Source organism: Neoakkermansia glycaniphila (assembly GCF_001683795.1).
In the GTDB taxonomy this organism is placed as follows: domain Bacteria; phylum Verrucomicrobiota; class Verrucomicrobiia; order Verrucomicrobiales; family Akkermansiaceae; genus Akkermansia; species Akkermansia glycaniphila.
The window spans coordinates 44,478-68,703 of sequence record NZ_LIGX01000032.1 but is presented as its reverse complement, the minus strand read 5'-3'; the positions used below and the strand labels follow the sequence as shown (position 1 = coordinate 68,703).

Sequence of the window (24,226 nt, the reverse complement as noted above, 5' to 3'; positions counted from 1 at the left end):
GAAAGAAATTCATACCATGAGCAAAATCCTCGGAATTGACCTCGGTACCACAAACTCCTGTATGTCCGTCATGGATGGCGGGCAAGGTACCGTCCTTGAAAACAGCGAAGGCGCGCGTACCACACCTTCCATCGTCGCCTTCACCAAGAGCGGCGAACGCATCGTCGGCCAGGCCGCCAAACGCCAGGCCGTCACCAACCCGAAAAACACCATTTTCTCGGCCAAGCGTCTGATCGGCCGCAAATACAGCGAACTCACCGAAGACGACAAGAAAGTTCCCTACACCATCGTCGAAGCAGCCAACGGCGACGCCCACATTCAGGTGGAAGTCGGTGGAGAAACCAAGGTATACTCCCCGCAGGAAATCTCCGCCATGATCCTCGGCAAACTGAAAACGGACGCCGAAGCCAAACTTGGCGAAACCATCACGGAAGCCGTCATCACCGTACCGGCCTACTTCAACGATGCCCAGCGCAACGCCACCAAGGCCGCCGGTGAAATCGCAGGCCTGAAGGTGCGCCGCATCATCAACGAACCGACGGCGGCAGCCCTCGCCTACGGCCTCGACAAGAAGAGCAACGAAAAAATCGCCGTGTACGACCTCGGCGGCGGCACGTTCGACATCTCCGTCCTCGAAATCGGCGACGGCGTCTTCGAAGTACTTGCATCCGACGGCGACACCCACCTCGGCGGCGACGACTGGGACAATGCCATCATCAACTGGATTCTCGATGAATTCAAAAAGGAATCCGGCATGGACATCTCCAAGCAGACCGACGCCCTCCAGCGCATCAAGGAAGAAGCGGAAAAAGCCAAAATCGCCCTCTCCTCCACGCAGAGCTACGACATCAGCCTCCCCTTCATCACCGCAGACGCCTCCGGCCCGAAGCACATCCAGCTCACGCTCTCCCGCAGCAAGCTCGAACAGCTCACCGAAAACCTGCTCGAACGCACCAAGCGCCCCGTCACGGAATGCATCCGCGAAGCAGGCATCTCCACCAGCGACATCAATGAGCTCGTCCTCGTGGGCGGCATGACCCGCATGCCCGCCGTGCAGGACATGGCCAAGAGCCTCGCCGGCAAGGAACCCCACAAGGGCGTGAACCCCGACGAAGTCGTCGCCATCGGCGCGGCCATTCAGGGCGGCGTTCTTCAGGGCGACGTCAGCGACGTACTCCTGCTCGACGTCACTCCGCTGACGCTCTCCATCGAAACCATGGGCGGCATCGCCACCCCGATGATCGAACGCAACACCACCATCCCGGTACGCAAGAGCCAGGTCTTCTCGACGGCCGCCGACAACCAGCCTGCAGTAGACATCCGAGTCTGCCAGGGCGAACGCAAAATGTTCGAAGACAACAAGCTTCTCGGCAACTTCAAGCTCGACGGCATCAACGCCGCTCCGCGCGGAGTGCCGCAGATCGAAGTCACCTTCGACATCGACTCGAACGGCATCCTCAAGGTCACGGCCAAGGACAAAGGCACCGGCAAGGAACAGAACATCTCCATTCAGGGATCTTCCGGCCTCTCCAAGGACGAAATCGAACGCGCCAAGAAGGATGCGGAAGCCCATGCCGAAGAAGACCGCCGCAAAGCGGAGGAAATCGAAACCGTCAACCAGGGTGAATCCCTCGCCCACAGCGTCGAACGCCAGCTCTCCGAACTCGGGGACAAGGCTCCGGCCGAAATCAAGCAGCCCATCGAAGACAAGGTCAAGGCCCTCAAGGATGCCGTCGCAGCCAAGGACATCGAAGGCATCAAGAAAGCCCGCACCGAACTCGAAGGCATGCTTGAAAACCTGAACAAGGCAGCACAGGCCGCTCAGGCTGAACCGACGGGCCAGCCCACCGAACCCGAAGGCGACGGCCCCCGCCAGGCCAAAGGCCGCGTCGTCGATGCCGAAGTCGTCGACGAAAACTAAGGGCAACCATTCTCCGGGCCGGAGGCGACTCCGGCCCGATATCACCTGAACAACAACACATACACAATACCATGATCAAACCACTCGGACAGCGCGTACTCATCAAGCGCGCAGAAGCAGAACAGAAAACGGCCGGAGGCCTCTTCCTTCCGGACAATGCCAAGGAAAAGCCGCAGGAAGCCATCGTCGTGGCGGTAGGCACCGGCGGACGTGATGAAAACGGCAAACTGATCGACTTCACCGTGAAGGAAAACGATCGCGTTCTCATCTCCAAATACGGCGGCACGGAAGTCAAAATCGACGGCCAGGACTACGTCATTGTCAGCGAACAGGACATCCTCGGCATCATCGACTGATTCCGACCCCGTCACAGCGTCGCGGATCAACAAAAACACCGCGACTTATTGAGATTTATTGAAAATTATTTAAAATTAAAAAACTGATTATTATGGCTAAACAACTCCAATTCGACGAAACGGCCCGCCAGTCCCTCCTGCGCGGTGTGGAAAAAATCGCCCGTGCCGTCAAGAGCACTCTCGGCCCGGCAGGACGCAACGTCGTCATCGACAAGAAATTCGGCTCCCCCACCATCACCAAGGACGGCGTCACCGTCGCCAAGGAAGTGGAACTTGAAGACGCATACGAAAACATGGGCGCCCAGCTCGTCCGCGAAGTCTCCTCCAAGACCAACGACATCGCAGGCGACGGCACCACCACCGCCACCGTCCTCGCCGAAAGCATCTACCGCGAAGGCCTCCGCAACGTCACCGCAGGAGCCAACCCGATCTCCCTGCAGCGCGGCATCCTGAAGGCCTCCGAAGCAGTAGTTGCCGAACTCAAGAAAATCTCCAAGACAGTCGATTCCACCAAGGAAATCGCACAGGTCGCCACCGTCTCCGCCAACTGGGACGCTGAAATCGGCAACATCATCGCCGAAGCCATGGACAAAGTCGGCAAAGACGGTACCATCACCGTCGAAGAAGCCAAGGGTATCGAAACCTCCCTCGACGTCGTCGAAGGCATGCAGTTCGACAAGGGCTACCTCTCCCCCTACTTCGTCACGAACGCCGAAGCCATGGAAGCCGTCCTTGACAACCCGTACATCCTCATCTTCGAAAAGAAGATCACGAACCTCAAGGACTTCCTTCCCCTCCTCGAAAAGGTGGCGAAAACCGGCCGTCCCTTCCTCGTCATCTCCGAAGACATCGAAGGCGAAGCCCTCGCCACTCTCGTGGTGAACCGCCTGCGCGGCACGCTCAACATCTGCGCCGTCAAGGCACCCGGTTTCGGCGACCGCCGCAAGGCCATGCTTGAAGACATCGCCATCCTCACGGGCGGTCAGTGCATCTCCGAAGACCTCGGTCTCCGCCTCGAAAACGTCGAAATCGACCAGCTCGGCCAGGCCAAGCGCGTCGTCGTCTCCAAGGACAGCACCGTCATCGTCGAAGGCGCCGGAGCATCCGACAAGATTCAGGCCCGCGTGGCCCAGATCCGCAAGCAGATCGAAGACACCACCTCCGACTACGACCGCGAAAAGCTCCAGGAACGCCTTGCGAAGCTTGCCGGCGGCGTCGCCGTCATCAAAGTCGGTGCAGCCACGGAAACCGAAATGAAGGAAAAGAAGGACCGCGTCGACGACGCCCTGCACGCCACCCGCGCAGCGGTGGAAGAAGGCATCGTTCCCGGCGGCGGCATCGCCTTCATCCGCGCCCAGAAAGCCATCTGCGGCCTTGATCTCGAAGGTGATGAAAAGACGGGCGCAGGCATCGTCTACCGCGCCATCGAATCCCCGCTTCGCCAGCTCGTCGAAAACGCAGGCCGCGAAGGTGCGCTCATCGTCGAAAAGGTCAAGAACATGCCCAACGTGGCGGACGGCTACAACGTCGCCACCGACAAGTACGAAGACCTCCTCGCCGCCGGCGTCGTGGACCCGACGAAAGTCACGCGCTCTGCTCTGCAGAATGCGGCCTCCATCTCCGGCCTCATGCTCACCACCGAATGCCTCATCTCCGAACTTCCGGAGAAGAAAGGCTGCTGCGGTGGCGGCGCTCCCGATATGGGAGGAATGGGCGGCATGGGTGGAATGGGCGGCATGATGTAACCGGCATCGGCCACCAAAGCCATAGAATACCCACATGGGCGCGCTCTTCGGAGCGCGCCTTTTTTATTCGTGAACACGACCCTGCATCCATCCGATCCGGATAGCCTTGAAAGAATGGAACCGCATTGCCCGTATTCACCGTATGGGCACGAGAGAAAGCCGAATACAGCATCCTCATCGCCCGGCATTTCCATCCTCCGCACATCAACAACCAAAACCATTCACGACAGCCATGAAAACCGTCCGCTCCCTCCTGCTGCTCCCTCTCGCTCTCTTCGGAACGGGTCTTGCGCAAACCTCCGGCCATCCTCCCGCTCCCCAAAACAAGCAGGGATGGAAACTTGTCTGGAACGACGAATTCGAAAAAAACGGAGCGCCCGACCCGAAAAAATGGACGTATGAAGAAGGCTTCGTCCGCAACAAGGAAGAACAGTACTACACCAAAAACCGCAGGCAGAACGCCCGCGTCGAAAAAGGATGCCTCATCATCGAAGCCCGGAAGGAACCCTTCAACAACCCGAAATACGATCCTAAAGCCACCCCCGAACAGTGGCAGAAATCCCGCAAACAGGCGCAATACACCTCCGCAGCCCTCACGACGGAAGGATTGGCGCAAATGAAATACGGTAAAATCGAAGTCCGGGCCAAACTTCCGAAAGGCATCGGCTCATGGCCTGCCATCTGGATGCTGGGCACCAGCCGCCCCAAAGTCGGCTGGCCCGCATGCGGTGAAATCGACATCATGGAATACGTCTCCTCCGCACCCGGCACCTGCCATGCCACCCTGCACTGGAAAAGGACGGACGGCGGAACGAACCGCAAAAACGCCAGCAAAGGAATCAAAACAAAAGAGCCCAGCCTCACCGATACCTTCCATGTATACGGCATGGAATGGGACGACAAAAACATCACCTTTACCCTCGACGGCAAGCCATACGGCACGCTGCCCGTGGACATCGCCAACCAGCCTGACGGCAGCAACCCCTTCCGCGCGCCGCATTACCTCCTGCTCAACCTCGCACTGGGCGGAAGCTGGGGGGGCAAAGTCGAAGGCAACGACTTCCCGAGGCAATACCTGATCGACTATGTCCGCATCTACGAACGGAACCATTGATTCCATTCTCTCCATACAGAAACCTTAATCCCGAATGTGACCGGAACGATGGCAAAACATGCCGCAGACAGTTCATACAACGGATTATGAATCCTGTGTCAATATGAAATTTCAAAATATAATGCCAGTGAGTCACTTATTCCAGGAAAAGGTATATCATACCTTTTATCTGCATCGGAAAATCAGAGGTAATGAATTCGTACTATTTTGATGTTCTGGTAGATGTATTACATAAAACGATGCCTTTTATGCACAGGATTCATAATCCGCTAACTTCTAGAAGTGGTCAGAATTGATCATTATACTTGTATGAAAAAAAGCATCTCCATCTTGTGTGCTACATACGTTTTCGGTACAGGGATTGCCTCAGCCGCAACTGCCATCATCGATTTCGGGTACAGCAACACCACCACACCGGCCTACGCCAACGCCGTAGGAGATAATATTCTCCAAAGCAATGCCGTCTCCATCAAAACAACGACAGGAGGGACTCTGGGATGGCAGTTCGCCAATTGGATGTCACGTACACCAAGCCCCAGCGGATCCCCTGTATTCGCCGCAACAACATGGAATAACAAACAGGCGTTCAATACATTTACCGATTCGTTGCAATTACCGGCCGGCACGTCGGATTTCTCCGATGTATGGAGGGACGGACTCAATTCATTTAGTGGAGCCGGAAATATCACGTTTTCAGGACTTGCCGCAGGCCACACCTATACAATCTCTCTGGGTATGGGCAGAGCGACCGACTCCGGCAGCGACATGCAGATATCCACAACCATGGGTACCTTGACAGGCGGAAGCTGGTTCCAGTCCAACGGCACATCCGGATCAACGGCTCTTGCAACATTTGCCCAAAGAGCTTCCGGAGTTCAGGCAATCGCATCCTACGACATCACCGCCGACAGCGCCGGTAAAATCCAGTTGACCATTACGAACTCCTCCCAATACGTCGCGCTCCAATTCGCCACCATTTCCGACAACATACCTGAACCGGGCAGCGCGGCTCTTGCCTTGCTTGGATTGCCCGTTCTGACCTTCCGACGCAGGAGAAAACAGTAAGGCCGTCCGGCATTCCTCCCTGCCCCCATCCTTCGGAAAAATGCAGGAGAAGGTTAAACGGATATCCCGAATTCTTCCGTTCTATTTGAAACCTGCATTTGCTTCCGCGAATGCAGGTTTCAAACAATCAGCCAACCAATGATACGGCAAGTCTTGAGGAACTTTTTCAAGGCTTTGTTGCATTCATCTCCTGCAGCAAAACGGAAAACACTTCTCGTACCGCATCAACCGCATCACTCCTCCCTTCTGCATTCAGAAGCCCATCATCCTGAAATCCGCGATACGAACGCATGGAAAAGTCGAAAACTTCACCATTGCCCCTCTCGGGAACCGACCTCCATTTCATCTCGACCGGAAAACCGGCGGCTCCGGAAACCGGGCAAATGAGCAACCCGCTACAGATTTTATCACTGCCGCTTCCTGAGGCAAACAGCGGCATCACATGAAACGGCGTACCTTCGACACGATAAACCGGCGGCAAGCCATACACTGCGCCATACATCCGCATGGCCTCCATCTTTCCACTCAGATAGTCCAAGACTCTGTCCCTGTTCGCCGACGTTACGACATCGTCGCGCCCATCCTCCAGCGAAACCTTGAATACAGAGCGCGCCATCTCCTTCAACAGAACTTCTCCGGGCTGCCTGTCCACCATTCTCACCTGATCCGAAGTATCGACGAATTCAAGAGCGTTGATATACTCGAGAGCCGGAATTCCCTGAGAAGTCATGGGTGAAGAACGCCCATCGGCATCCGTGGGCACGTCCACCCATTGTCCCCTGTATGGGCGAAGCCACGCACTAAACGCCGCGCCCGGCATCTCGTAATACCACGAAAAACTCTTGCTGGAACGATCTTCCCGGAGCGAACGCATGGCAAGCACATATTCCAGCATCCTGCTCGCCGTTTCCTTGCCGAATTCGCGATATACGGACGGCACCTGCCAATCAAACTCCCGGAGAGCCTCCGCAGCCAGAGCTCTCAGATTGCGGGCGGACAGCCCCTTCCTCGGAATATCGAAACTCTCCACCCCGATTCTGTTCGGCCCCAGCCACGACAGGCGCAGCCCCTTCTCCGGCGCACCTTCTGCCTGATAAGGGCATTTCATATACACGACGATATAATCCTTCTCCTCCGGATCGGACAAAAGCCACATATCCCACCGGCCCGGACGATACGGCCTCTCCTCCTGAGCGAGATGCGACCACTTCTTCTCCTTCCCTGCCAGAATCCATTCACGAACAGCGCCCAACTGGCCGCCAATCACCATATCCCCGGCATCCGGCCGGCGGAGCGGCCAGGGTTTTCCTTCTGCAGCGTGCATATCCCGCAGCACGGCATCGAATGCACCCTGCACCAGCTTCAGATTCCGTTCCCTGCCTGCCATACCGGAAATGACGAAATACCTGGCCACAGCCGGGCAGGCATCCTCTTCGTTCCACTTCGCAATCATCGGGTCGGCCTGAGGATACCATTTCACAAGAACAACATCCTCGCCCCTCTCTCCCCGGCAACAGATGAGCAAGCCGTCGATCTCGCCTTTACCCGTCTTCAGCAGCCGGAATTCATACGATGAACCCTTCGGACGGTAACAGGGATCTACCTGCAGCCTCGATGAACGGGAAGCCAATGCCTCCTCCACCAAGATCCGAAGCCAAACAAACTTGGCGATCTTCTCCCGGTTTGTCCGGTTGACCAGCGCATCCTTGCCGTCTTCCAGAACAACCGAGTTCCGGCCCGGTGCATCCTTCCGGCATTCCGGCAGCAACAGACCCGCCAGCGTCACGAGATCGCCGGGCCGGAAGAGTTCTCCGCCCAGCCCGTGCGACTCCACATGAATGCCGCCATCCTCATGCAAAGTTACCCGGATCCCTTTACTGCCGACCGCAGAAACGAGCGGCAAATACAAATCCACCCCAAGGGCATCTTCATCGGCGGACAACAGGGAAACGGCACGATCCGGCGGCAGGCTTCCGTCCAGAATGGCCGTACGGACGGCATTCAGTCCTTCCGCCGACAGTTTGGCCTGTGGCAAAGACGGCACATCCGCCATCATGTCGGGACTCGGCTGCGGCCCACATCGAGCCGACACCCCCATCTCTCGGACCATCTCCGCCCACCCGGCACGATCGATATCGGCAGACGCCTCTTCCCCTCTCACAAAACGGATATCCTTCACATACTCGGCAAACGGCAGCGCCCCCAGAGAACGGTAAGGCACCAGCTCCACATCATAAGCCGAACCGCCGACATGGTACCGCATCCGCCCATCCCTTACGGCAGGCTTCCGCACCAGCACGAACCGGAGCATCTCGTTCCGCAGCTTCACCCCCTTTGCCGCATCAATGGCCGAACCGCCCTCAGCAAGCTCTTCCAGCACCTCCGCAGCAAACTTCGCCAACCCGTTCGGAGACAATCCAGCCACAGCGAGCCCCAGAGCTTCCACCCGCACGACCTTGCCTCCCGCCGCCAACGACAGGCGCAAGGCGCGAGCCTTCGGAGATGCGGCATCCTGATACGGACACTTCAGATAAACGGATACATGCCCCCTGTCCGCCGGATCGGACAACAAAAATGCTTCCCAGCCCCCCAGCCTCCTGTACGGAAGCACTCGATCGACCGAGGGCAAATGCTGCACCTGTTGCCCCTGTACGAGCGAATCGCGCAAAGCCGCCAGCATCTCCGGCGTCATCACTTCGGCAGGGACCGCCGTCTCCATATCGGCCGCATTCATCTCATCCAGCAACGCACGGAACACCGCTTCCGCCATAAACCGCATATCCGCTGCCCCGCCTTCATGGTTACCCTCCGCCTCCAGCATCAGATACCGCGACAACGCCGGATCACAGCCTCGTGACGAACGCACGCCCCACCATGCAACCGTCACCGGATCGCCAGCCTTGCCATCCGCTCCCACACGCCGAATCGCCATGGAAGAGGGAAATTCTCCGCTCCAGCCGAAAGACACTTCACAGGAAGTACCCTCCGGCCTGCAGACGAACTCTCCAAACGGCGACCGCATACTGCTGTAATATGCAAAAATCCTGTCCAGATTTCGCTTGTTGACCCAAGCGTTCTCGCCCTGTTCCAGCAACAGGCGGAAAGCTCCCGTCTTCGGATTCCTCTCCAGAGGAAAGACCACTTCGGCCCAATGATCCGCCATCCCGCGACTCTCGCCGAAGCCGACAGCTTCCGCATACATGATCCTGTCCTCGAACAACGACAGGCGAATCCCCTTGATACCGCCGCCCTCTGCCGGGCACTTGAGATAGAGCACAACCACTCCGGCTTCATCCGGATCGGAAAGCAAATAGACTTCCCGATACCCGGGCAAATACGGAAACTCCTTGCTGAAAGGCTTCAGGAACTTGCGGCTGCCATGCGCCAGAATCCGCGCTTTCACCTCCTTCATCCCGTCGGGAGAACACCATGCCCCATCCTTGGAGATGAACGACCAGCCGTCCGCCACTCCCAAAGCAGGCAGCCTCGTACCCTCTGCCGCCTGCTTCATCTCGCGCAGCAACGCCTTCCGTGCAGCCGCATCCGACGACGGAATACATGGACAATCCATCCAAAAACCAGAGGGCTGCATACCCCCGGGATCCATTCTCCACAGCCCCAGCCAAATCCGATCCACATAAACAACAAACGGAGTACCCTCCACACGATAGATGGCGGGAGGATCCGCCGCACTCCTCATCATGTCACTGAAAAACACCGTTTTCGTCATTAAATAACTGATGATTCCGGAATCTTCCGACACATTCTCCGCTTCAGGAGCACACAAAAACTTCGCCATACCGTGCAACGCGAGGGCAAAATCCTCCGCCACCTCGAATCCTACGGCATTCACCAGCACGCGGCCATCCTCCTGCGAGCTCAGGCGAATACCCTGCTCCACCCTGCCTGCGGGCTGGTACGGCGATCTGAGAAACAGCTCCATACGCTCCGCCTCATCCGCAGCGGACAGCAAATACATATCCCAGAACGACGGCAGAAACGGAACCTCTCTACCCTCCGACGCCAAACGCCTGTTCTCCTTGTGCTCCAGAATACGAAGGCGTGTTTGCTCCAACACCTCACGGAAAAGCCCATCTCCGCTATCCGCCTCCCTTGTAGGCGGCACAGCATGTTCGTTGTCGGCAGCAAGCGGAGAGCCCAGACACAGAGTCACAGCAAAAAGAAAGCCTATTGATTTCAGTATATTCATCTTGTTGATTTCATTGGATTGTTGATTGTTTTCCGGCCTGCATATTCCCGGCCGGATTCGGATGCGGCGGCTCCTCCGGAGAAACAGGAGCAGCGCCCTCCATCTCCCGCAGCAGATACAGAAACGCCTCGCACGACATATCAAGCATATATTGGGGAGCATACCACCCACCCCAGACCATGCGTCCACCTGCTCCCTCCTTCAAAGTTTTCCACATGACGGAAACCGCGCTCCGTCCATTCGGAAGCCCACGATAACAGAATGAAAAACCTCCCACATCTTCGGGCTTCTCAATGGGAGCCAACTGACCCTTCGGAAGAAGAAAAACGGCATACGGCGACCCCTTGATCTCATAAAAAGGCAATTCTCCATACATGGAACCATGCATCGCGCGGCGCGGATTTCGCTTCAAAATATAGCGGGCAACAGCATCCGCATTCCTCCGGTTCAGCAAAGGATCCGTCCCATCCATCGAATAACACAGCCCATCCTTCACATCCGGTTTGACCACGCTATCCACACGACCCCTCGTCGGGAGGAGCAGAGACGTCCAGCTCAGCAAATCTTCTTTTGAGGCAACTCCCCGCTGCATGCCGAACGACTTCACCAACACGCCGTTTCCGGAACCCATACCAAAGACGAAAATACCCTTACCCGACACCGGCTTCGATCCGAACTCCTCATTGCCATCCTGTGGCTGCGAACGAACGACCTCGCGGCATTGCAGAAAAATGACGATGCGATCGTCTCCGGAAGAAGACAGCAAATACGCATCACGCAGGCAGGGAACCTCCCTGTCCATGAAAAACGGCTTCTTCTTTTGCCCTCCTTCCAGAATCACATCGCGAGCAGCCTTCAACCGGTCGTCCGTCAACCACGACGAGCCGTCCGGAACGGAAGCCGAAAAATACGGCGCAGGCAACCCCGCGACCTCCGAAGCAGCGCCGGCAGGCACGAATTTGTCCGTTGCTCCTGCCCCCGCCGAATCAATGGCGGCCAAAAATAACATGAAGAAAAGTCCTGAATACATGGGATCGTTGTTTTTTGTTGTGAATCGGGGCAAACGAATACCCCTGCATACATACAGACGGTTCCCTGAAAAAACGTTTCAATTCATTTGCACTTTTTGTAAAACGATCCTTCGCACCAATCGCACCCACTTCGGGACAAACGGCAGGCGAGCTTCCCGGCGGCACGGCCATGCCTGCCGCATGCCATCACGCGTTTTGAACTGGCGTTTTCCATATTCCGCCCTTATACTGCGGGCATGGAATTCTTTCAGTCGATTGCCGACACCTTCCAGTCCGTCTTCATCGAAAGCGACAAATGGAAGCACATCGCCTTGGCCATCATCTATCTCATTGCCGGCTACATCGCCGTCAAAACCTTGCGGCGCATCCTCATTCCCGTCATCCGCAAAACCATGCCCCGGCAAATCGGCCGCCTCCTGCAAAACGTCATCGGCGTCGCCATCTGGACCATCGCGCTGATTCAGGCGCTCTCCGCCATGGGCATCGATGTCGTCAGCATCCTCGGTGCGGCCGGGGTCGTCGGTATCGCCATCGGCTTCGCCTCCCAGACCTCGCTATCCAACCTGATCAGCGGCATCTTCCTCGTCGGCGAAAAAAGCGTCAACATCGGCGACACCATCCAGATCAGCGGCTTCACTGGCACCATCGAAAACATCGGGCTCCTCTCCGTCAAACTTCGGCAGGCGGACAACGCCGTCGTTCGGGTACCCAACGAAACACTCATCAAAACACCGGTCGTCAACATCACTGGAGACACCTTGCGCCGTTGCGACTTCGACATCGGCGTCGCCTACGACTCGGATCTCTCCACCGTCGAACGCCTGATCCACAAAGTCGTCACCTCGCAGGACACACTCGCGACGGAACCCGCCCCCGTCGTCCAGTTCGTCGCCTTTGCCGACTCGGCCCTCTCCCTGCGGGTAGGTGCATGGTGCAAAACGGGCGACTACCTGCAGGCACGCATGGAATTCGCCAAAAACATCCTGCAGGAATTCAAAGAACACGGCATCAACATCCCCTTCCCCATCCGCACTGTCGAAATCGTCGGCAATACGGACACCCCTTCCTGACAGCCGACCGTCACTTCCTCCACAATTCGGGCAACACATCCCGTACACCCTGCGGCACCGCATCCAGCCGCCCGGACATCAACTCTCGATTCTCGGCGGAACACGGAGCAAACGAAGCGTCCGCCCCATGATCCAGCATCAGGCGTGCCATCCGGACGGCGAAATCACCCGGCCGGGATTGGCCTCCCAGCCGCTCGCAGCAAACGAACAGAGGCGTCTTGCGATTACTCACGCAATCCACATCCCCCTCCTTCTTCAGAAATGCGTCCGCCATCGCCAAGGCTCGCTCCTGCACCCCCTCATGGAGCCGAACCTCACCATCGCGCAAGGCAACACTCCTCTCCACCAGATGGAATAAAAACGGGTGAGAGGCACTTCCCCCGTAAAACGCAGGCACGCCCTCCAGCGACGTATCCACCCCATGATCCAGTAACCATTGCAGCATGGCCACGGAATGCGGTTGCCGAAAATTCACGGCAGCCCATACCGGTGCGCCGTCATACTTGGAATTGATGTCCACCCCTCGCTCCATCAGCTCCTGCACAATCCGCACCGAACCGCTCCGGACGGAGCACATCATCACCTTGCCCGCCTCTTCCGGATGAATGAGTGCACCTCGTTCCAACAGAAGATCAGCAATATCAACACCCTTCCATCCCCTCACACCCGAGAAAATAAGAGCCTGCTCCAGATAGGAGTACGGCATGCCGGGCGAAGGCTCGATCATGGCGCCATGGTCGAGCATCAGGCGAACCAGCTCGACCTCCGCTCCGGCATACGCGGCAGAACCGCCCGGAAACGGGGAAAACGCCATACCGAAAGGACTTTCCCCTTCTGCCAGAATATCCTTCTCCCCGATGGGTGGACACACAATCAGGCATCGAGCATTCACATCGGCGCCGCGCAAAACGAGCGATCTGGCCAGCTCGCGATGCCCCGTAAACATGGCACACCACAGCAGCGACATCCGGTTGGAGCTTTCAAGCCGCACATCTCCCGTCCGGGCCGTCTCGCGCACCATTGCAACCACATCACGCCGCACAGCCGGAGCAATGAGATGCCAAAACCTCGCCTCGAACGAACCCGTATCAACCCACTCATCCGCCTCACGCAAAAGAGACTCGACCTCCCCGGCAACCTCCATCATCTCCCTGCGATCCTGCGCGGACCACGATTCATGAAACACCCAGCCCTCATCGGGAACCCCTGCCACAGGCGGGGAAACCGCATCTCCGGGATTCACGGAGGCAACACACAAAGCGACCAGCAGGGTAGGGAAAAGCATAAGACCATCATATCCTCAGCCATACCGTCGTCAAGGTAAAAACGCCCTCTCAGAAAAACGGGCGGGTGCAAAATAACCGCCCCATCGTTTTTTGACTTCACTTCCTGCCGAAAAAATGAGAAGCTTTCTCAGCAAACATCTTACCATGACAAACGGTTCAAACCCTCCCTACAAGCGCATACTTCTGAAATTGAGCGGCGAGGCTCTTCGCAGCCCCGGCAGCATGGACAACATCTCCCCCGAAATCGTCGCACGCATCGCCGGAGAAATCGCCGATGCCCACCGTCAGGGAGGCCTTGAAATCGCCCTCGTCGTCGGCGGAGGCAACTTTTGGCGCGGAGCCAAGGCCAGCGTCCGCGGCATGGACCGCGCCACGGCGGACTACGTCGGCATGCTGGCGACCGTCATGAACGCCCTCGCCCTGCAAAGCGCCATCGAACGCGCCGGAGTGCCCTGTATCGTGCAATCTGCCATCGAAATGAAAAACGTGGCCGAGCCCTTCATCCGCCTCAAGGCCCGCAACGACCTGGCCGACGGTAAAATCGTCATCTTCGCCGCAGGCACAGGCAACCCCTTCTTCTCCACCGACACCACGGCCGCTCTGCGCGCCAGCGAAATCAACGCCGAAATCGTCATGAAGGCCACTTCCGTGGACGGCGTATACGATGCCGACCCGAAGAAAGTGCCGGATGCCACGCGTTTCGACACGATCACCTATCAGGAATGCCTGCGACGTGAACTCAAGGTCATGGACTCCACGGCATTCACCCTCTGCATGGACAACAAGAAGCCCATCATCGTCTTCGACATGCACACGCCGAACAACATCACACGCGCCCTCCTCGGAGAACGCATCGGCACCATCATTTCTCAAGAACACTAAACAACTCACAAAAAAATAATATGGACGCAGAAACACTCCTGTTGGAAACCGAAGACGCCATGGAGAAAATCCTTGCCCACATGGGACAGGAATTCGGCGGCGTGCGCACAGGCAAAGCCTCGCCCGCCCTTGTCGAAAATCTCGACGTATATGTCACCAGCTACGGCTCGACCATGAAACTCAAGGGAATCGCCGTCATCAGCACGCCCGATGCACGCTCCATCCTCATCCAGCCGTTCGACCCGAGCACCCTGCATGACATCCAGCGCGCAATCAACGAAAGCAAGCTGAACATGAACCCGATCATCGATGCCCGCTCCGTGCGACTCCCCATCCCGGAACTGACGGAAGACCGCCGCCGCGATCTCGTCAAATACGTCAAATCCCTTGCGGAAGACACTCGCGTCCGCATCCGCGGCTGCCGCCGCGACGGCATGGAAGGCGCCAAAAAGCTCAAGGCAGGCAACGTCGTCACGGAAGACGGCCAGCGCGACCTTGAAGACAAAGTCCAAAAGCTGACCGACAAATTCATCAAGAGCATTGATGAACAGGTTGCCGCCAAAGAAAAGGACATCATGACCATCTAACCCTCAACCCACACCAAACCACCATGTCCGACACAGTCACCAATTTCCTCGCATCCGGCATCGAGATCACCGGAACCATTCGTTTTCAAAACGACATGCACATCGACGGCAAGATCGACGGCGAAATCATCTCGGATCACGGCACCGTCACCATCGGTGAAATGGCCGCCATCAAGGGCGACATCACCGCCGGAGACGTACGCATCTACGGCCATGTCGAAGGCAAAATCGCCTCCGAACGCTGCGAACTCAAACGCCAGGCCGTTCTGCACGGCGACGTAACGACGCGCACGCTTTCCATGGAAGAAGGCGCCCAGCTCAAAGGCCGCACCGAAATCGGCTAAACGCTACAGCCGATCCATTCTGTTTCAACAAGCCGGTTTCCTTTTGGGAACCGGCTTTTTCATACCGACACGCTCCGCTCACTGGGGAGTCAACGGCTTCCACCCGGCGCGCGCCTCCTGCAACTCACGCAATTGCTGCTCCTTCCAGTCGGTAATCGTCGGTTCTGGGCTCGCCTTGATCTTTTCCTCAATCAGCCCGTCGCTTCGCTTCTCGAAGGCCCGTCCGCGAGCATCATACTTCCTGCCGCTGAATTCCGACGGATTCATCACGAAGGCATCCTTGTTATTCTTCCACTCCGTTTTTTCGACGGGCCGTTGAAGCTTGACGAAATCCGGCGTCTCTACGGAAACAATCGGGCTATCCTTCCGCCCGTCCCAGCTGCGCGTGGCAAACTGCTTGTTCGCCTGATCGAACGATTTCTTGCGATAGGCATCCGATGCATCCTTGGAACCGAACCCGGCCGTATCGCCGCCGAACTCGAACTGCTTCCCCTGAAAAGCGCTTACCTTATCCATCTTGGTCTGAGGAATACCGTTCGGATTCATCAACGTCTCGAACTCGGCCCGACGGTCGCCCTGCCTCTTGCCGTTCACAAACACCGTACCGTTATTCTTCAGCTCCTGCAAGCCCCCGGTCGGCGAATCATCATACAGAATCGTCCTTTCCGGGGTGCAAGCCGCCAGAAAAACCGAGGCAAACAACAACAAATGCGGGTAAAGGGGATGCAGGGCCATGATCTACGCCGCCAATATAGCAGATTGCCCGGCAAAGGCAAGAATGAAGATTCGAGGCGCGACCCGCCTGCATCCTGCTCCCTCCGCCCGCCTTGGCATGAGGCAGGCAAAAATAAAATGAACATACGCCGCAGCCGGATTGTCTCAGCCACAAAGGCCATGAAATCATCTATCATCAAGCTGGCATGGATACTTCCTGCAATCGGATTGCAATTGGCAATCACCTCCTGCACCACCGATGCCTATGGCAACACGACCGTCACTCCGGCCGGCGCTGCAGCTATCGGCGTAGGGGCTCTTGCTGCCGGAGTCGCCGTAGGAGCTGCGATTGACAATGACCGTGATGACCATCATCACCATCACTACAATCCTCCGCCCCGGCCCCGCCCGCATTACCATGGCAACTACCGCCCGCAGCGCCCGATCTACCATCCCGCGTACAGGCCGTCCCGACCGTGGAGATAACCCGCTTTCATTTGACGAGGCATTGTGCAGTATGACAAAAAGAGCGCATTCCGAAAGAATGCGCTCTTTACTTTGAATTGGCGGGGAACAATCAGTTGTTCACGCGTCCCAGATAGGAGCCGTCTTCCGTCTTCACGGAAATGCGCTCGCCGGGCTTGATGAACAAAGGCACCTGCACGACGAGGCCCGTTTCCATGGTGGCGGGCTTGTACACGTTATTGGCGGAATCGCCCTTCACGCCTTCGGCTGCTTCGGCCACGGTCATCGTGATGGCAGCGGGAAGTTCGATGGAAACCACCGTCTCGTCCGTAAACATCAGGATGTAGGTACCGCCTTCGATGAGGTAGTCCTTCACGGGCTCCACGATATCTTCAGTCACCGTCACGTCGTCGTACGTATCGGGCTCAAGGAAATGGTAGCCCATGCCATCGATATAGCTGAACTCGTATTCTTCGCGGGCAAGGTTCACGCCTTCGAGATATTCGTTGGACGTAAGGCGAAGATTGTAGATTTTCTTCGTCGCAATGCTACGGATGCTCATCTGAACATAGGAAGCCATGCGGGGGGGACACTTGTGTTCCATGCTGACCACAACGCACACATCGTTGTTGTGATTCACAGCATGGCCTTTACGCAGATTGATAACTGGGACTTTTGCCATGTGGCGTGGAGCGTACCAGTTGCAGCCCCTCCCGTCAAGAAAAAACCCGCCGTTCATGGCGCACGGACAATACTTTTTGACAAATCTTCCCCATCGCTTCCCGGCGCCGGAACGGCATGCATTCTTCTTGACAATCAGGCCCCGGTCATTTACGGTGACTCCCGTTATGTTACAGGCAGGTATCGTAGGACTCCCGAACGTCGGCAAATCCACCCTTTTCAATGCAGTCACGCGCTCCCGCAAGGCGCAGGCCGCCAACTACCCCTTTTGCACCATCGACCCGAACGTCGGCATGGTCGTCGTCCCCGATGAACGCCTGAACGTCCTCTCCAAAATATCGAACTCCGAAAAAATCATTCCGACCGCCATCGAATTCGTGGACATCGCCGGACTGGTGAAGGGAGCCTCCGAAGGCGCCGGACTCGGCAACAAATTCCTTGCCAACATCCGCGAAGTGGACGCCATCGTCCAAGTCGTCCGCTGCTTCGACAACGACGACATCATCCACGAACTCGGCACCGTCAACCCTCTGCGCGACATCGAAATCATCAACGACGAACTCATCCTCGCCGACCTTTCCGCCATGGAAAAACGCAAGGATTCCCGCGAAAAGAAAGCCCGCGGAGGCGATAAGGAAGCCAAGGAAGAAGTCGCCCTCATCACCAAACTCCTGCCCCACCTCGATGCAGGCAACCCCGCCCTTACCCTCGAACTCTCGGACGACGAACGCAAACTCCTGAAATCCTTCGGCCTTCTTTCCGACAAGAAAAGCATCTTCGCCTGCAACGTGAATGAAGACGAACTGGCCGACGCCGTCAGCAACCCGGACGCCCACCCCTACGTCTCCCAGGTACGCCAGTACGTCGCCAACCACCACAATGCCGAAGCCGTCGTCATCTCCGCCCGCATCGAAGAAGAACTCTGCGAACTGCCGGCTGAAGAAGTCCGCGAATTCCTGCAGGACCTCGGCGTGCAGGACTCCGGCGTATCGGACCTCATCCGCTCCGTTTACCACCTTCTCGGCCTCCGCACCTACCTGACCACGGGCGTCAAGGAAACACGCGCCTGGACCATCCCTGCCGGAGCCAAGGCCCCGCAGGCCGCCGGAGTCATCCACACCGACTTCGAGCGCGGCTTCATTGCGGCTGAAGTCGTCGCATTCGCCGACCTCGTCGAATGCGGAGCCAAAGCCCGTGCACGCGAACTCGGCAAACTCCGCATCGAAGGCAAAGACTACACCGTACAGGACGGCGACGTCATCGAATTCCGCTTCAACGTCTCCAAATAGCCCACCATGTGAACCCGCCTCCCTCCAGACACCTCATCCTGCTGCACGGCAACCTTGGTTCCTGGAGGGACTGGGATTTCATCATCACTCCTCTGCGCGAAAAAGGCATCTCCTGCCATCCGTTGAATTTGTGGGAACTGATCGCATCCGGCTGCTCCGGCCTTGAAGAAGCCGGACGCAGAATCGCCGCACTGACCCTCCCGCACGCACCCTGCGCACTGATGGGCTACTCTCTTGGCGGCAGGCTCGCCCTCCACGCCATGCAAACCGCGCCGCAGGCATGGAGCGGTATCGCCTTCCTTTCGACGCATCCGGGCCTGCAAACGGCACAAGAAAGGCAAACCCGACTCGCTTCCGACCTCGAACAATCAGCCCTCTGCCGCCAACTGCCGCCACGGGATTTCCTCCAGCACTGGAACCGGCAGGGCGTACTGGCAGGTTCGGGGCAAGGACCTGCGCCCGACTACCCGCAGGAACAGGCCGCACAAGCCTTCGACATCTGGTCGCTCGGCAGGCAGGCGGACATGCGCCCGCACCTCCGCGACTTCTCCGGAAAAACCATCTGGCTGGCAGGTGAACAGGATGCCAAATTCTCCGCACTGGCCCGCACCATCCCCGGCATCTCCCCCATACTTGTACCCGGCGCAGGCCACCGCCTGCTCCAGCAATCCCCCTCCACCATCCTCCAAACCGCCCTCTCCCTGTTCTCGCAGGAATGAACCGCATCCCGGCCTTTCTCTCCGGCGGCGCCATTGCCGGATTGAGGCGATTACTCGCCGCATCTCCTCTATTCCCCCCGCTGCTCGCCGTCATCGGCATTCTGGCAGGAGGCTGGGGGTGGTACCTTGCGATCGCCGCACTTCTTGCCACAGCCCTTGCCCGCCAATGGAAAACACTCCTCCTCCTCGCACTGGCATCCGCCTATGCGGGATGGAAATACCATCAGGAAGAAACGCGCATACAACTGCTCCGTGATACATGGCACCAAACGCCCCCATCCATCCGCCATATTGAAGGAACCGTCATCCGCAGCCGCGAACACAGCGCCATTCTCGAAACAACGGGAGGAGATGCCATCGAACTCCTCCTCCCCGAAACCATCTCCATGCAGGAAGGAGAACGATGGAACATCCGGGGACTGCCCGCCGACTTCCCACCACCTCCCCTGCCCGGACTCTTCGACCGCAGCGCATGGCTCGGCACGCTGGGCGTCGCCTGCCGCCTCAGAGTCATTGAAGCATACCGGCAACCTCCCGCTTCATGGCAACAGCGCCTGCTGACCGCATCCAGGGAATGCCGCCGCACCATATCCTCGCTTCTGATGTCCGGCGCACCGCCCGACGACCCTGCAGCCCAGTTCATCGCAGCCCTTCTTCTGGGAGACAAAGAGCATGCCGACACCGAAATCATCGAAAACTTCCGGCGCAGCGGCTGCCTCCACGCCTTCGCCGTCAGCGGACTTCATGTCGGCATCATCGCCTTGCTGCTGGGCGGCCTCCTGCGCTTGTGCCACTGCTCGCCCTTCACCAAAAACATCCTCCTGCTACTCCTGCTGGGCGGCTACATCTTCGTCACCGGCATGCCCGTCTCCGCCGTCCGCGCCTACCTCATGATCGCAGCATTCCTTCTGGCCCGCCTCCTTCAGCGCGACTACCGGCTCCTGAACATCTGGAGCTTCGCCGCGCTGGCTCTGCTCCTGTGGAACCCGCGCTACCTCTTCCAACCCGGATTCCAGCTCTCTTTCGCCGTCTATGCCGCCATCTGCGCCGGAGCCTGCTGGAGCCGCACCTGCCGGGGCTGGTTCGAACCGGACGACTACATCCCCTTCCGCCTCATGACCGGAACGGAACGCCTGCGGCAACGTTGGGGCCGGAGCGCCTGCGGCCTCTTCATCGTCTCGGTTTGCGCATGGCTGGCCGCCCTGCCCCTGTGCATCTTCCACTTCCATGCCGTCAGCACCTGGGGCATTGCAGCCAACATCCTGCTCGCACCTCTTCTTCCCGTCGTCATGGGTCTCGGAGTCGCCGCACTCTGCCTGTCATGGTGCCCTGCCGCCCTCCTCGGCATCAACTGGCTCAACCGGCATATAGCCGATCTCACCCTGCAGGGAATCGCCGCCCTGTCGGGACTGCCTGCCGCCTATATCCCGGCCACCTCATCCATGCCGCAAGACAGCATCGTCATCATGACATTCACCCACGGCAGCCATGCCTGCCTTCTGGGCAATCCCGGACTCCTGATCGACTGCGGCACTGCCGACAATGCCCGTTGGACGGTCGCACCTGTCCTGTTCCACCTCACCGGCACTCCCGGCCTCTTCCTCGCCACCCACGCCCATGCCCGGCAAACGGGAGGAGCAGAAACCATCCGGCAAGCCCATCCGGGCATCATCTCCATCGACAGCAGCCATCTTCCGCCCGGAGGCATCACCGCCACCACCCCGGCAGGCACCTACACCATCATACCCGCTTCGCCACAACTGCCCCATGCCGACGCGGACGACGAAACTCCCATCGTACTCTGGGAAACCGGAAAACACCGCACCCTGTACATAGGCGATGCCTCCCTCCGCTCCCTGCTCCGCCTTCCTTCGCACATCCTGCGAGCAGACACCGTCATTCTCGGCAGGCATACCCGCCACCCTGCGGACGACATCGAATGGCTCCGTGCCACCGGAGCATCGCGCATCATCATGGCATCCGGCTCCACCGGTGGCGCCCCCATGCAGGAAGAACCGTCTCCGGCCGTCATGGAAATCCTTCCGGCACGCAGCATCCATTTCACACGCGCGGACACGCCAACAAATCTCCCGGAGTGACCACGGGATTCCGCTTGACGCTACGGACATCACAGTATAAAATCCGCTACCCTTCCGTGAGGCTCAATCTCACACGGGAATCAATGGAGCAGCCTTCCTCAAAAAACAAGCTCCGCACACGCACACTCTCTCGCTTCTTCCATGGATTTTACCAATATCGTGTTCTGGCTTTGCCTGATTCCGGCGATGGTCTGCATCTTCCTGACAGGCCGTTACATCCTGCATCACCGGACACAGGCCAAACAGCAATTTGAAAAATATGCCCTGCTCATCATCAGCCTTGCCTTCCTCGGTATGGCCAGCATGCTCACGCTCGGCATCTTCCTCCTCGTCGCCTTTCTGGCATACGGAGGCGTCAAACTCGCCTTGAAAGGCGGCCGCAACATGCGCAAACTGGCGCTCGGCATCCTCATACCGCTCCTGCTCATCCCCCTGCTGTACTACAAATACGGCTACTTCATCGGCACACAGGTCTTCAATCAGGAATGGGACACACTGCGCGACCTCATCATCCCTATCGGCATCTCCTTCTACACCTTCCAGAAAATCTCCTTCTGCATCGACACACTCTCCCGTCAGCAGCCGCTCCCGAAGTTCCTCGACTTCATGAACTTCGCCAGCTTCTTCCCGCAGATCGTTGCCGGACCCATCGAACGACGCGACTCCCTGCTGCCGCAAATGGAAAACATCCGGCTCACATGGAAAGCCGCCAATATCGACATCGGCCTGCGCTACATCGTCCTCGGCCTCTTCTTCAAAATGTGCATGGCGGACAACCTCGCATCGGCCTTCTTCCAACACTACGATGGCGGCAATGTATGGGTCATCTGGATGAACAACATCATCTTCGGCCTGCGCATCTACTTCGACTTCGCCGGATACGGACTCATCGCCTACGGGCTTGCACGCGGACTCGGAGTCCAGCTCACCATGAACTTCCTGAGCCCCTACTCCGCCACAAACATCACCGCCTTCTGGCGGCGCTGGCACATCTCCCTCACAGGCTGGTTCCGCGACTACATCTACTTCAACATCGGGGGCAGCCGCACCAAATTCTGGGCCTTCAACATCCTCCTCGTCTTCCTCATCTCCGGCCTGTGGCACGGAGCCTCATGGAACTTCGTCATGTGGGGCGGCCTGAGCGGCATCGCCATGATCCTCCACCGCTGCTACCGCAACCTCGGCCTGCGCATGTGGGCGCCCCTGTCCACCCTGCTCACCCTCATCACCATGTTCTACATCTGGATGTTCTTCTATGAAACGGACAACCACCAGCTTTGGGACAACACCTGCCACCTCCTCACCTTCTCCAGCTACAACACGAAATCCCTCATGGCAGTCGTCGGCACATTCCCCGTCGCCATCCTCACCTTCTGCTTCTTTGCCCTCATCAGCATCGTCTTGATCGTCATGGAAGGCCTCTCGGGCAAAAAAACGGGCAACCCCTACCAATGGCTCATCTCCCCCTATGCGTGCGGAGTCTGGGTCATCCTGACCATCGTCTTCAATCCAGGAGTCAAGAATTCCTTCATCTACTTCTCATTCTGACGCCATGAAGAAAACCCTCATCATCCTGCTCTGCTCCGTCCTGATCGGCCTGGGATTCGTGGCCTACTTCGACACACACTTCGACACCGAAAAAAGCTTCTTCGGAGAAGCCATCAACCGATCCGACCGCTGGCAGGAAACCATCGAGCGAGACCACGACCACAAATACGTACTTGCGGGCGGATCCAGCAGCCGAACCGGCATCAACCCGGCCCTCCTCCTGCAGCACGATGGCATCCCCCTCGTCAACGCAGCCACGCACGCCGGATTCGGAGCCGCCGTCAACACCGAACTCGCCCTCTCCTACCTCAAAAAAGGAGACACCCTGATCGTTGCCATCGAACCGGACAACCTGACAGGAATCGAATACCCCTTCCACAACTACACCACATCCGGCCTCAAATTCCTTGTCCACCACAGCAAACCGCTCGACCATGCGGCACACCTCTTCACACCGTCGGCGGAACACTACACCACCATCCTCCGGGGAGATGCATCCACCGTACTCATACGCCTCCTGAAGCCCCTCTTCTCCGACGAACTGTACCGATACTCCATCGATAAAAACCTCACGGAATCGGGCTGGATGAGCGTCAACCACAACTGGATGAGGCAAGCTCTCCCCTTCAACCCGGCAGAAATGATGCCCAAATCCAAACTCAACCGGTTCGGCAGACAACTCCTCACCGACATCCGCGACTGGTGTGCCCGGAACGGCGTCCGAGTCGTTTACTCCATCCCTCGTACCCTCCGGGAAGAACAAGCCCGCGCCTACTATGCTTCTCTCGCGTTGGACATCGCCACCATCATGCCTGTCCTCCGCGATCCGGCATTGGGAGTCAACCCGAACCCCAGGGAATTCGCCGACACCGTCAACCATTTGAACAGCAAAGGAGCCACCGACGCCACCATGGAACTTGGCCGGGAACTCAGAGAACAGGATTACTGGACCAGCGAAGAACTCCGGGCATACCTGCACAGCCATGGCTACGACGAAACCGGGCGACCTCTGCAGCCTCCGGCAAATGAAGGCACGCCTGCCACTTTGCCATAAAATGGCCTGCTGGCGAAAAAAGCACTTTCATTTCCCGTCGGGTATT

The 24,226-nt window shown here is 57.9% G+C and carries 20 protein-coding genes; 15 read left to right on the top strand and 5 right to left on the bottom strand.

The genetic code is table 11. From position 1 onward, the window contains the following. Window positions 1-16: 16 nt before the first annotated feature. The 5 genes from dnaK (at window position 17) to AC781_RS09080 (ending at window position 6,201) form a co-directional block, all read left to right on the top strand. Window positions 17-1,921 (top strand): molecular chaperone DnaK, encoded by a 1,905-nt coding sequence (gene dnaK / locus AC781_RS09100; RefSeq protein WP_067776914.1) that lies wholly within the window; start codon window positions 17-19, stop codon window positions 1,919-1,921. A gap of 71 nt (window positions 1,922-1,992) precedes the next feature. Beyond that, the gene (gene groES / locus AC781_RS09095) at window positions 1,993-2,277 is read left to right on the top strand and encodes a co-chaperone GroES (RefSeq protein WP_067776911.1); all 285 of its coding nucleotides are present in this window, start codon (window positions 1,993-1,995) and stop codon (window positions 2,275-2,277) included. 89 nt (window positions 2,278-2,366) lie between these two features. Further along, complete coding sequence (gene groL / locus AC781_RS09090; RefSeq protein ID WP_067776908.1) at window positions 2,367-4,022, top strand: chaperonin GroEL; 1,656 nt, start codon at window positions 2,367-2,369, stop codon at window positions 4,020-4,022. 232 nt (window positions 4,023-4,254) lie between these two features. Next, window positions 4,255-5,136 (top strand): glycoside hydrolase family 16 protein, encoded by an 882-nt coding sequence (locus AC781_RS09085; RefSeq protein ID WP_067776905.1) that lies wholly within the window; start codon window positions 4,255-4,257, stop codon window positions 5,134-5,136. A 309-nt stretch (window positions 5,137-5,445) separates the two neighbouring features. Continuing rightward, complete coding sequence (locus AC781_RS09080) at window positions 5,446-6,201, top strand: PEP-CTERM sorting domain-containing protein (RefSeq protein WP_067776902.1); 756 nt, start codon at window positions 5,446-5,448, stop codon at window positions 6,199-6,201. A 166-nt stretch (window positions 6,202-6,367) separates the two neighbouring features. Here the strand turns inward: AC781_RS09080 and AC781_RS09075 are convergent, their stop codons facing one another. Together AC781_RS09075 and AC781_RS09070 are read right to left on the bottom strand one after the other, a co-directional pair. Beyond that, window positions 6,368-10,375, bottom strand: coding sequence for a hypothetical protein (locus AC781_RS09075; RefSeq protein WP_141675853.1), 4,008 nt, complete (start codon window positions 10,373-10,375; stop codon window positions 6,368-6,370). Window positions 10,376-10,421: 46 nt separating this feature from the next. Beyond that, window positions 10,422-11,441: a hypothetical protein gene (locus tag AC781_RS09070; RefSeq protein ID WP_067776897.1), complete on the bottom strand. Its 1,020-nt coding sequence runs from the start codon at window positions 11,439-11,441 to the stop codon at window positions 10,422-10,424. Between the two features lie 237 nt (window positions 11,442-11,678). On the opposite strand from AC781_RS09070, the gene AC781_RS09065 reads away from it, so the two are divergent. After that, on the top strand, window positions 11,679-12,512 hold the full coding sequence (locus tag AC781_RS09065) for a mechanosensitive ion channel family protein (RefSeq protein ID WP_067776894.1): 834 nt from the start codon (window positions 11,679-11,681) through the stop codon (window positions 12,510-12,512). A 10-nt stretch (window positions 12,513-12,522) separates the two neighbouring features. On the opposite strand, the gene AC781_RS09060 is transcribed toward AC781_RS09065, so the two are convergent. Next, window positions 12,523-13,797 carry an ankyrin repeat domain-containing protein gene (locus AC781_RS09060; RefSeq protein ID WP_067776891.1) on the bottom strand — a complete coding sequence of 425 codons (1,275 nt, stop codon included), beginning with the start codon at window positions 13,795-13,797 and terminating at the stop codon, window positions 12,523-12,525. 145 nt (window positions 13,798-13,942) lie between these two features. On the opposite strand from AC781_RS09060, the gene pyrH reads away from it, so the two are divergent. From pyrH to AC781_RS09045, 3 genes are read left to right on the top strand one after another with little or no spacing between them, the layout of a single operon-like run. Beyond that, entirely contained in the window at window positions 13,943-14,680 is a 738-nt protein-coding gene (gene pyrH / locus AC781_RS09055; RefSeq protein WP_067776888.1) for a UMP kinase, read from the top strand. Window positions 14,681-14,700: 20 nt separating this feature from the next. Beyond that, complete coding sequence (frr, locus tag AC781_RS09050) at window positions 14,701-15,267, top strand: ribosome recycling factor (protein ID WP_067776884.1); 567 nt, start codon at window positions 14,701-14,703, stop codon at window positions 15,265-15,267. A gap of 23 nt (window positions 15,268-15,290) precedes the next feature. Then, window positions 15,291-15,611: a bactofilin family protein gene (locus tag AC781_RS09045; RefSeq protein ID WP_067776880.1), complete on the top strand. Its 321-nt coding sequence runs from the start codon at window positions 15,291-15,293 to the stop codon at window positions 15,609-15,611. 78 nt (window positions 15,612-15,689) lie between these two features. Here AC781_RS09045 and AC781_RS09040 read toward each other — a convergent pair whose 3' ends face one another. Further along, window positions 15,690-16,346, bottom strand: a complete 657-nt coding sequence (locus tag AC781_RS09040) for a hypothetical protein (protein ID WP_067776877.1) — start codon at window positions 16,344-16,346, stop codon at window positions 15,690-15,692. A gap of 159 nt (window positions 16,347-16,505) precedes the next feature. Here AC781_RS09040 and AC781_RS09035 point away from each other — a divergent pair, with 159 nt between their 5' ends. Continuing rightward, complete coding sequence (locus AC781_RS09035; protein WP_141675852.1) at window positions 16,506-16,811, top strand: hypothetical protein; 306 nt, start codon at window positions 16,506-16,508, stop codon at window positions 16,809-16,811. Between the two features lie 91 nt (window positions 16,812-16,902). Here AC781_RS09035 and AC781_RS09030 read toward each other — a convergent pair whose 3' ends face one another. Further along, the gene (locus AC781_RS09030; RefSeq protein ID WP_067776872.1) at window positions 16,903-17,472 is read right to left on the bottom strand and encodes an elongation factor P; all 570 of its coding nucleotides are present in this window, start codon (window positions 17,470-17,472) and stop codon (window positions 16,903-16,905) included. A gap of 166 nt (window positions 17,473-17,638) precedes the next feature. On the opposite strand from AC781_RS09030, the gene ychF reads away from it, so the two are divergent. The 5 genes from ychF (at window position 17,639) to AC781_RS09005 (ending at window position 24,180) form a co-directional block, all read left to right on the top strand. Further along, window positions 17,639-18,760, top strand: a complete 1,122-nt coding sequence (gene ychF / locus AC781_RS09025) for a redox-regulated ATPase YchF (protein WP_067776868.1) — start codon at window positions 17,639-17,641, stop codon at window positions 18,758-18,760. 8 nt (window positions 18,761-18,768) lie between these two features. Next, a complete protein-coding gene (locus AC781_RS09020; RefSeq protein ID WP_067776864.1) occupies window positions 18,769-19,479 on the top strand; it encodes an alpha/beta fold hydrolase in 711 nt (236 codons plus the stop codon). After that, window positions 19,476-21,578 (top strand): ComEC/Rec2 family competence protein, encoded by a 2,103-nt coding sequence (locus tag AC781_RS09015; RefSeq protein ID WP_067776862.1) that lies wholly within the window; start codon window positions 19,476-19,478, stop codon window positions 21,576-21,578. The genes AC781_RS09020 and AC781_RS09015 overlap by 4 nt, the downstream gene beginning before the upstream one ends. A 141-nt stretch (window positions 21,579-21,719) precedes the next feature. Continuing rightward, window positions 21,720-23,126 carry an MBOAT family O-acyltransferase gene (locus AC781_RS09010; protein ID WP_067776860.1) on the top strand — a complete coding sequence of 469 codons (1,407 nt, stop codon included), beginning with the start codon at window positions 21,720-21,722 and terminating at the stop codon, window positions 23,124-23,126. A 4-nt stretch (window positions 23,127-23,130) separates the two neighbouring features. Further along, window positions 23,131-24,180, top strand: a complete 1,050-nt coding sequence (locus tag AC781_RS09005; protein ID WP_067776857.1) for a hypothetical protein — start codon at window positions 23,131-23,133, stop codon at window positions 24,178-24,180. Window positions 24,181-24,226: the final 46 nt, after the last annotated feature.